This is a genomic window from Microbacterium sp. (assembly GCF_039812165.1).
Lineage (GTDB): Bacteria > Actinomycetota > Actinomycetes > Actinomycetales > Microbacteriaceae > Microbacterium.
The window spans coordinates 1-6,355 of sequence record NZ_JBDIAB010000167.1; the positions used below are offsets into that span (position 1 = coordinate 1).

A 6,355-nucleotide genomic window follows, 5' to 3' on the forward strand; every position below is an offset into this window, starting at 1 on the left:
CCTCGACTCTCGCGGTCGCGTCGATGATCGGCCTGCCGCCGCTCATCGGCTTCGTCGCCAAAGAGGCCTCGCTCACCGCGTTCCTGCACGAGGGGCGCGAGGGATCGGCGTGGGCGCTCGTGGCGCTCTTCGGGATCGTGCTGGGCTCCGCGCTCACCACGGCCTACGGCATCCGCTTCCTGTGGGGCGCGTTCTGGACGAAGCGGGATGCCGCGGGAGCGCCCCTGCCCACGACCCCGTGGCCCGACCCGCCGCTCGGGTTCATCGCGTCGCCGCTGATCCTGTCGGGCCTCACCCTCGTCGCCGGTGTCGGCGCCCCGCTGGTCGACCGCGCGCTGTCGGGCTACGCCGACACCGCGCCGCTCGCGAGCCCCGGGGTCGCGGCGCCCGACTACACGTACCACCTCGCGCTGTGGCACGGGCTGGAGCCCGCGCTGTTCCTCACGCTCACGAGCCTCGCGATGGGCGTCGGCGTGTTCTGGCTCGTGCAGGCGACGCACTGGCACTCCCGTGTGCTGCGCTTCACCGCGGCCGACGTCTACAACGCCGCCCTGCGCGGCGTCGCGCGCCTGGCGGTCGCCACCACTACGTTCACGCAGCGCGGCTCGCTGCCGGTGTACGTCGGCACGATCTTCGTCGTGCTCGTGGCCGCCGAGGGCACGGCCCTGCTCTCCGGACCGGAGTGGCGCGCCCACCTGGACGCATGGCAGACGCCCATGCAGATCGTCGTCGCGCCGATCATGATCCTCGCCGGCATCGTCGCGGTGCGCGCCGGCAAGCGCTACACGGGCGTCGTGCTCGTGTCGGTGACCGGCCTCGGGATGATCCTCCTGTTCGCCACGAGCGGCGCCCCCGACCTCGCGCTCACCCAGATCCTCGTCGAGACGGTGACGCTCGTCGCGTTCGCGCTCGTGCTGCGCCGCATCCCCGCGCGCCTGGGCACCCACAACGCGTCCGTGCTCCCGGTCGTGCGGGCCGTGCTCGGCATCGCAGTCGGCGTCACGATGGCGATCGTCGCGATCGTCTCGACCGGCGCACGCGTCACCGACCCGATCTCCGACCGGTTCCCCGAGCTCGCCTACGAGCTCGGCCACGGCAAGAACGTCGTGAACGTGGCCCTCGTCGACCTCCGCGGATGGGACACGATGGGCGAGCTGTCGGTGCTGATCCTCGCGGCCACGGGCGTGGCATCCCTCGTCTTCGTCACCCATCGCTCCGACACGCTGTCGCGCACGACGTCGTCGCTGCCGACCGCGGCCATCCGCACCCGCCGCCCGCTCATGGAGACCGCCGAGGGCCCGCGCCCGCGCACGGCGGGAGTCGGCATCCGGCAGGCATGGCTCGTCGGGGGGCAGCGCGTGCGGCCCGAGAACCGGTCGATCATGCTCGAGGTGATCGTCCGCATCCTCTTCCACACGATCATCGTCGTGTCGATCTACCTGCTGTTCGCCGGCCACAACCTGCCCGGCGGCGGCTTCGCGGGCGGCCTGGTCGCGGGCATGACGATCGCCGTGGGCTGCGCGATCGTGCCGATCTTCTTCGGCCTCGCGCCGCTGACGAGCGTGTTCTTCGAGGCGAACGTGCCGGTGCTCGGGCACGTCGAGTTCGTCACGTCGGCGATCTTCGACGTCGGGGTCTACCTCGTCGTCATCGGTCTCGTGCTCGACGTGCTGCGCTCGCTCGGCGCGGAGGTCGACCGGCAGGCGCAGGAGCTGCGCGACCGCGGGGTGGTGCTGCCGTGAACGTCTCGCTGGTGCTCATCGTCATCATGGGCGTGCTGTTCGCCGCGGGCGTGTACGCGATGCTCGAGCGCAGTCTCACGCGCGTGCTGATCGGCTTCCTGCTGCTCGGCAACGCAGCGAACCTATTCCTCCTCATCGTGATGGGCAAGCCCGGCGTCGCCCCGTTCTTCGGAGCCGCCGAGTCGCCCGACGAGATGAGCGACCCGCTGCCGCAGGCGCTGACCCTCACCGCGATCGTGATCACCTTCGCCGTGTCGGCGTTCCTGCTGGCGCTGATCTACCGGTCGTGGCAGCTCGGCCAGGCCGACACGGTCGAGGACGACGAGGCCGATCTCGCCGTGCGCGAGCGTGCGCCCGAGGACGAGGACACGATGGACGACGAGATCACCGAGGACGACGCGACGAGCGACTTCGTCGGCACGAGCACCGCGCCCATCACCGTGCTGCACCACCGCGACCTCGACGCCATCCGCGACGACGCTCCCATGGACTCGCGGGAGGACCGACGATGAGCGCCCTCGTCCCGCTGCTGGTGACGCTGCCCCTGCTGGGGGCGGCGATCGCGCTCACGTTCGGCCGCCGCCGCCGTGTGCAGGTGGCGGTCTCGATCATCACCCTCACGCTCGTGCTGACGATCGCGGCAGTGCTGCTGTACACGGTCGACACCGGCGGCGTGCCGATCGCGGTGTCGGTCGGCGGCTGGCCGGTCCCGTTCGGCATCGTGCTCTACGTCGACCGGCTCTCGGCGCTGCTCGTGGTCGTCTCCAGCGTCGTGCTGCTCGCGGTCCTCCTCTTCTCGGTCGGCCAGGGCGCCGCCGACGGCGACGACGACACCCCGGTCTCGATCTTCCACCCCTCGTACCTGATCCTCGCGGCGGGCATCTTCAACGCGTTCATCGCGGGCGACCTGTTCAACCTCTACGTCGGCTTCGAGATCCTGCTCGTCGCCTCGTACGTGCTCATCACGCTCGGCTCGACCGAGTCCCGCATCCGCACCGGCGTCGTCTACATCGTCGTGTCGCTCGTGTCGTCGATCCTCTTCCTGTCGGCGATCGCGGCGATCTACGGCGCGCTCGGCACCGTCAACCTCGTGCAGCTGTCGGAGCGCATGGTCGAGCTGCCGCAGGAGGTGCAGCTCGTGCTGCACCTGCTCCTCATGCTCGCGTTCAGCATCAAGGCGGCCGTCTTCCCGCTGTCGTTCTGGCTGCCCGACTCGTACCCGACCGCACCGGCGCCCGTCACGGCGGTGTTCGCGGGCCTGCTGACCAAGGTCGGCGTGTACGCGATGATCCGCACCGAGACGCAGCTGTTCCAAGACAGCGACATCGACGTGCTGCTGCTCGTGGTGGCGCTCGCGACCATGGTCGTCGGCATCCTCGGCGCCGTCGCCCAGGCGGAGCTCAAACGAATTCTGTCGTTCACGCTCGTCAGCCACGTCGGCTACATGGTGTTCGGCCTCGGGATCGGCACCGGAGCCGCGCTCGGGGCGACGATCTACTACATGGTCCACCACATCGTGGTGCAGACGACGCTGTTCCTCGCGGTGGGACTGGTCGAGCGCCGCGCGGGCTCCACCTCGATCCTCAAGGTCAAAGGCCTCATGCGCGCCGCCCCCGTCATCGCGGCGCTGTACTTCCTGCCGGCCATCAACCTGGGCGGCCTGCCGCCGTTCTCGGGGTTCATCGGCAAGTTCGCGCTGTTCGACGCGGCCGCCGCGGTGGGGACGCCCCTCATGTACGTCCTCACGGTGGGCGGCATCCTCACCTCGCTGCTCACGCTCTACGCCCTCATGCGCGCGTGGAACCTGGCGTTCTGGCGCGAGGACGACGACCACTCCGAGGAGCCCGACGTCGCCGGCCGCATCTCGTACCTCGACGACGCGCCGGCCGCGACCGTGCAGACCGAGCGTCGCGTCATCCCGCGCATCATGACCGCCGCGACCGCCGGCATGGTCGGGGTCTCGATCGCGCTCACCGTGTTCGCCGGTCCGCTCTACCAGCTGTGCGCCAACATCGGCGAGGCCCTGCTGCAGCCGGTCAGCCTCACCCAGCTCGACGAGGAGGCGCTCCGATGAGCCCGGATGCCGGGGGGATCCGCCGCACGCTGTGGCGTCAGCTGCCCTTCTTCGTGTGGCTGGTGGCCCTGTGGATGCTGCTGTGGGGCCAGTTCACGGTGCTCGCCGCGGTCACCGGCATCGTCGTCGCGGTGTTCGTCACGCGAGTGTTCCGGCTGCCGCCGGTCGAGCTGTCCGGCCGCGTGAACCTGTGGTGGACGTTCGTGTTCGTCACAGAGTTCCTCGTCGCCCTCGTGCGCGGCTCGCTGACGGTCGCGTGGCAGGTGATCGATCCGCGCCGCTATCCGGGCACCGCGATCATCGCGGTGCCGATGGTCTCGCGCGACGACCTGATCATGACGCACGTGGCGGTCACGGCATCCCTCATCCCCGGCTCGCTCATCGTCGACATAGACCGCGACCGCCACATCCTCTACCTGCACGTCATCGGCGTGCACAGCGACGCCGACGTCGAGCGGCAGCGCGCGGCCGTGCAGCACTGGGAGGAGCGCATCGTGCGCGCGGTCGGCTCGTCCGCCCAGGTCGCCGCGATGCGCGCCGACCGCGTGACGAGGCGGACCGAGAGGAAGGATGCCGGATGAGCGTGCTCCTCGCCGCGATCTACGTCGTGTTCACCGCCGCCGTGCTGCTGACCGTGTGGCGGATCATCGTCGGGCCGTCGATCCTCGACCGCGCGGTCGCCGCCGACGTGCTGCTGACGCTCGTGATCTGCATCCTGGGCGCCGACATGGCCATCAACCAGCACACCCGCAGCCTGCCGATCCTGCTGATCGTCGCGGCCGTGGGCGTCTTCGGCTCGATCTCGATCGCGCGCTTCGTGGCGCGGCGCGACGGCGGGGGAGGACAGGGATGAACGAGCTGCTCGACACGATCTCGCTCGTGCTGATCCTGATCGGCGCGGCGCTGTGCCTCACCGCGGCGATCGGCGTGCTGCGGTTCCGCGACGTGCCGACGCGCCTGCACGCGGCGACGAAGCCGCAGGTGCTCGGGCTCATCCTCATCTGCCTCGCGGTCGCGCTGTCGCTGCGGTCGTGGCAGGTGGCGGCGTTCCTGTTCCCGGTGATCATCATCCAGTTCGCCACGGCCCCGCTGTCGGCCCACATGGTGGGTCGTCAGGCCTACCGCAACGGCACGGTCGACCAGCGGTCGCTGTACGTCGACGAGCTCGCCGCGGCGAAGCAGACACCCCCCGCCGCGGGCGGCTGATTCCCCTCCCCGCGGCCCGTCGGCTGATTCCCCTCCCCGCGGCCCGTCGCGCCGTCACACCCCGCACCCCCCGCACGCCCCGCGCGGTTGGTGCCACCTTCCTGCAATGGCGCCGGATCTCTGCACGGATGCCGTGCCCTGCGGGCCTGTGGGCTCCAGTTCCCTGCGATGGCGCCACATATTCGTAGGGGCCGAAGCAGGGAACTGTAGCCAACGGCATCCGCGAGCCCGGGGAGCCGGCGCGGAGGCTCAGCCCCCGGCGGGGACCAGGGTCAGGGTGTCGACGGTCGCGGCATCGACGGCGTCGGGCGAGAACGCCCAAGCGGTCTGGCGGTTCTGCTGCCAGGTCTCGAACTGGTCGGTGTAGTTCGGATGGAACGCGTGCCCGCTCGCACCGGTCAGGTGGTTCCAGCGCGAGGCGTCGAAGTCGGCGAGGTCGATCGTCATGCGCATCGACGGCACGGTCACGGTCGCGAAGCTGTCGCCGAGAACCCAGCCCGTCGCGTCCACGACCGACGAGCCCCCGCCGACCGGGTACGGCCCGCGGTTGAACAGCCACTCGATGACCGGGATGCCGCTGGAGCCGAACGTCTCGCTCGTGAGCGTGATCGCGTGCAGCTCGCCCCAGTTCCAGTTCTCGACGCGGTCGCCCTGCAGCTCGACGAGGCGGGCGTACGCGTCGGCGGCGGCCTTGGCGAGCAGCTCGTCGCGGCCGTCGACGCCGAGCTCCTCGTTGACCCACCACGGTGAGTCCGGGTCGTCGAGCAGCCGGTCGACGACCACGAAGAGCCGGCCCTGGCCGCTGAGCGGAGCCGGATCGTCGCGCCGTGCGAACAGATCGCGGACGAGCTCGTCCCACAGCACGTTGGCGTAGGCGGCGGCGCTCGACTGCGGGCTGTTCTGCGCGTCCCAGCGGCTCAGCAGCGCGAGCGCGGCGCGCGGTCCGTCGCCCTTCACGTCCACGCCGGCATAGGCGGTCGCGAGCCGTTTGCCGATCCACAGCTGCTGGTCGGCCTGGATCGCCGACATGACGTCGGCCGTCAGGCCGCCGCGCGCGGCCGCGCGCTGCAGCCGGTCGACGATGCGCGCGGCGCGCCAGCCGTAGTCCCAGTCGTCGGTGAGCCGGTACGGGTAGTCGGGGCCGACGATCGCGTTGTTGGCCGTCACGATGAACTCCGACGGCGGGTTGTAGAGCACCGGCAGCTCCTCGAACGGGATGTAGCCCTGCCAGTCGTAGCGCGAGTCCCACCCCGGCTGCGGCATCGACCCGTCGCCGGCGCCGCGGATCGGCAGTCGCCCGGGCGCCTGGTAGCCGATGTTGCCCTCGCGGTCG

7 protein-coding genes are annotated in these 6,355 nt (G+C 70.7%); 6 read left to right on the forward strand and 1 reads right to left on the reverse strand.

The window, feature by feature from the left end; genetic code table 11:
• From mbhE to mnhG, 6 genes are all read left to right on the forward strand, one after another.
• Positions 1–1,742: hydrogen gas-evolving membrane-bound hydrogenase subunit E (gene mbhE, locus WML84_RS11780; RefSeq protein ID WP_347346337.1), on the forward strand; the 1,742-nt coding region annotated here is incomplete at its 5' end.
• Positions 1,739–2,254, forward strand: a complete 516-nt coding sequence (locus WML84_RS11785; protein ID WP_347346338.1) for a Na(+)/H(+) antiporter subunit C — start codon at positions 1,739–1,741, stop codon at positions 2,252–2,254. The genes mbhE and WML84_RS11785, both read left to right, overlap by 4 nt.
• Entirely contained in the window at positions 2,251–3,816 is a 1,566-nt protein-coding gene (locus tag WML84_RS11790) for a Na+/H+ antiporter subunit D (RefSeq protein WP_347346339.1), read from the forward strand. The genes WML84_RS11785 and WML84_RS11790 overlap by 4 nt, the downstream gene beginning before the upstream one ends.
• Positions 3,813–4,397 (forward strand): Na+/H+ antiporter subunit E, encoded by a 585-nt coding sequence (locus tag WML84_RS11795; RefSeq protein WP_347346340.1) that lies wholly within the window; start codon positions 3,813–3,815, stop codon positions 4,395–4,397. Before WML84_RS11790 ends, WML84_RS11795 begins: the two co-directional genes overlap by 4 nt.
• A complete protein-coding gene (locus WML84_RS11800; RefSeq protein ID WP_347346341.1) occupies positions 4,394–4,669 on the forward strand; it encodes a monovalent cation/H+ antiporter complex subunit F in 276 nt (91 codons plus the stop codon). The genes WML84_RS11795 and WML84_RS11800 overlap by 4 nt, the downstream gene beginning before the upstream one ends.
• A complete protein-coding gene (mnhG, locus tag WML84_RS11805; RefSeq protein ID WP_347346342.1) occupies positions 4,666–5,022 on the forward strand; it encodes a monovalent cation/H(+) antiporter subunit G in 357 nt (118 codons plus the stop codon). Before WML84_RS11800 ends, mnhG begins: the two co-directional genes overlap by 4 nt.
• Before the next feature lie 249 nt (positions 5,023–5,271).
• Here mnhG and WML84_RS11810 read toward each other — a convergent pair.
• Positions 5,272–6,355, reverse strand: a 1,084-nt coding sequence (locus WML84_RS11810) for a penicillin acylase family protein (RefSeq protein WP_347346343.1), incomplete at its 5' end; no start/stop codon positions are given.

Excerpts from the sequence above, each read along its gene's own strand:
- WML84_RS11790 (WP_347346339.1), top strand. The coding sequence starts at position 2,251 with ATGAGCGCCCTCGTCCCGCTGCTGGTGACGCTGCCCCTGCTGGGGGCG.
- WML84_RS11795 (WP_347346340.1), top strand. The coding sequence starts at position 3,813 with ATGAGCCCGGATGCCGGGGGGATCCGCCGCACGCTGTGGCGTCAGCTG.
- WML84_RS11800 (WP_347346341.1), top strand. The coding sequence starts at position 4,394 with ATGAGCGTGCTCCTCGCCGCGATCTACGTCGTGTTCACCGCCGCCGTG.
- mnhG (WP_347346342.1), top strand. The coding sequence starts at position 4,666 with ATGAACGAGCTGCTCGACACGATCTCGCTCGTGCTGATCCTGATCGGC.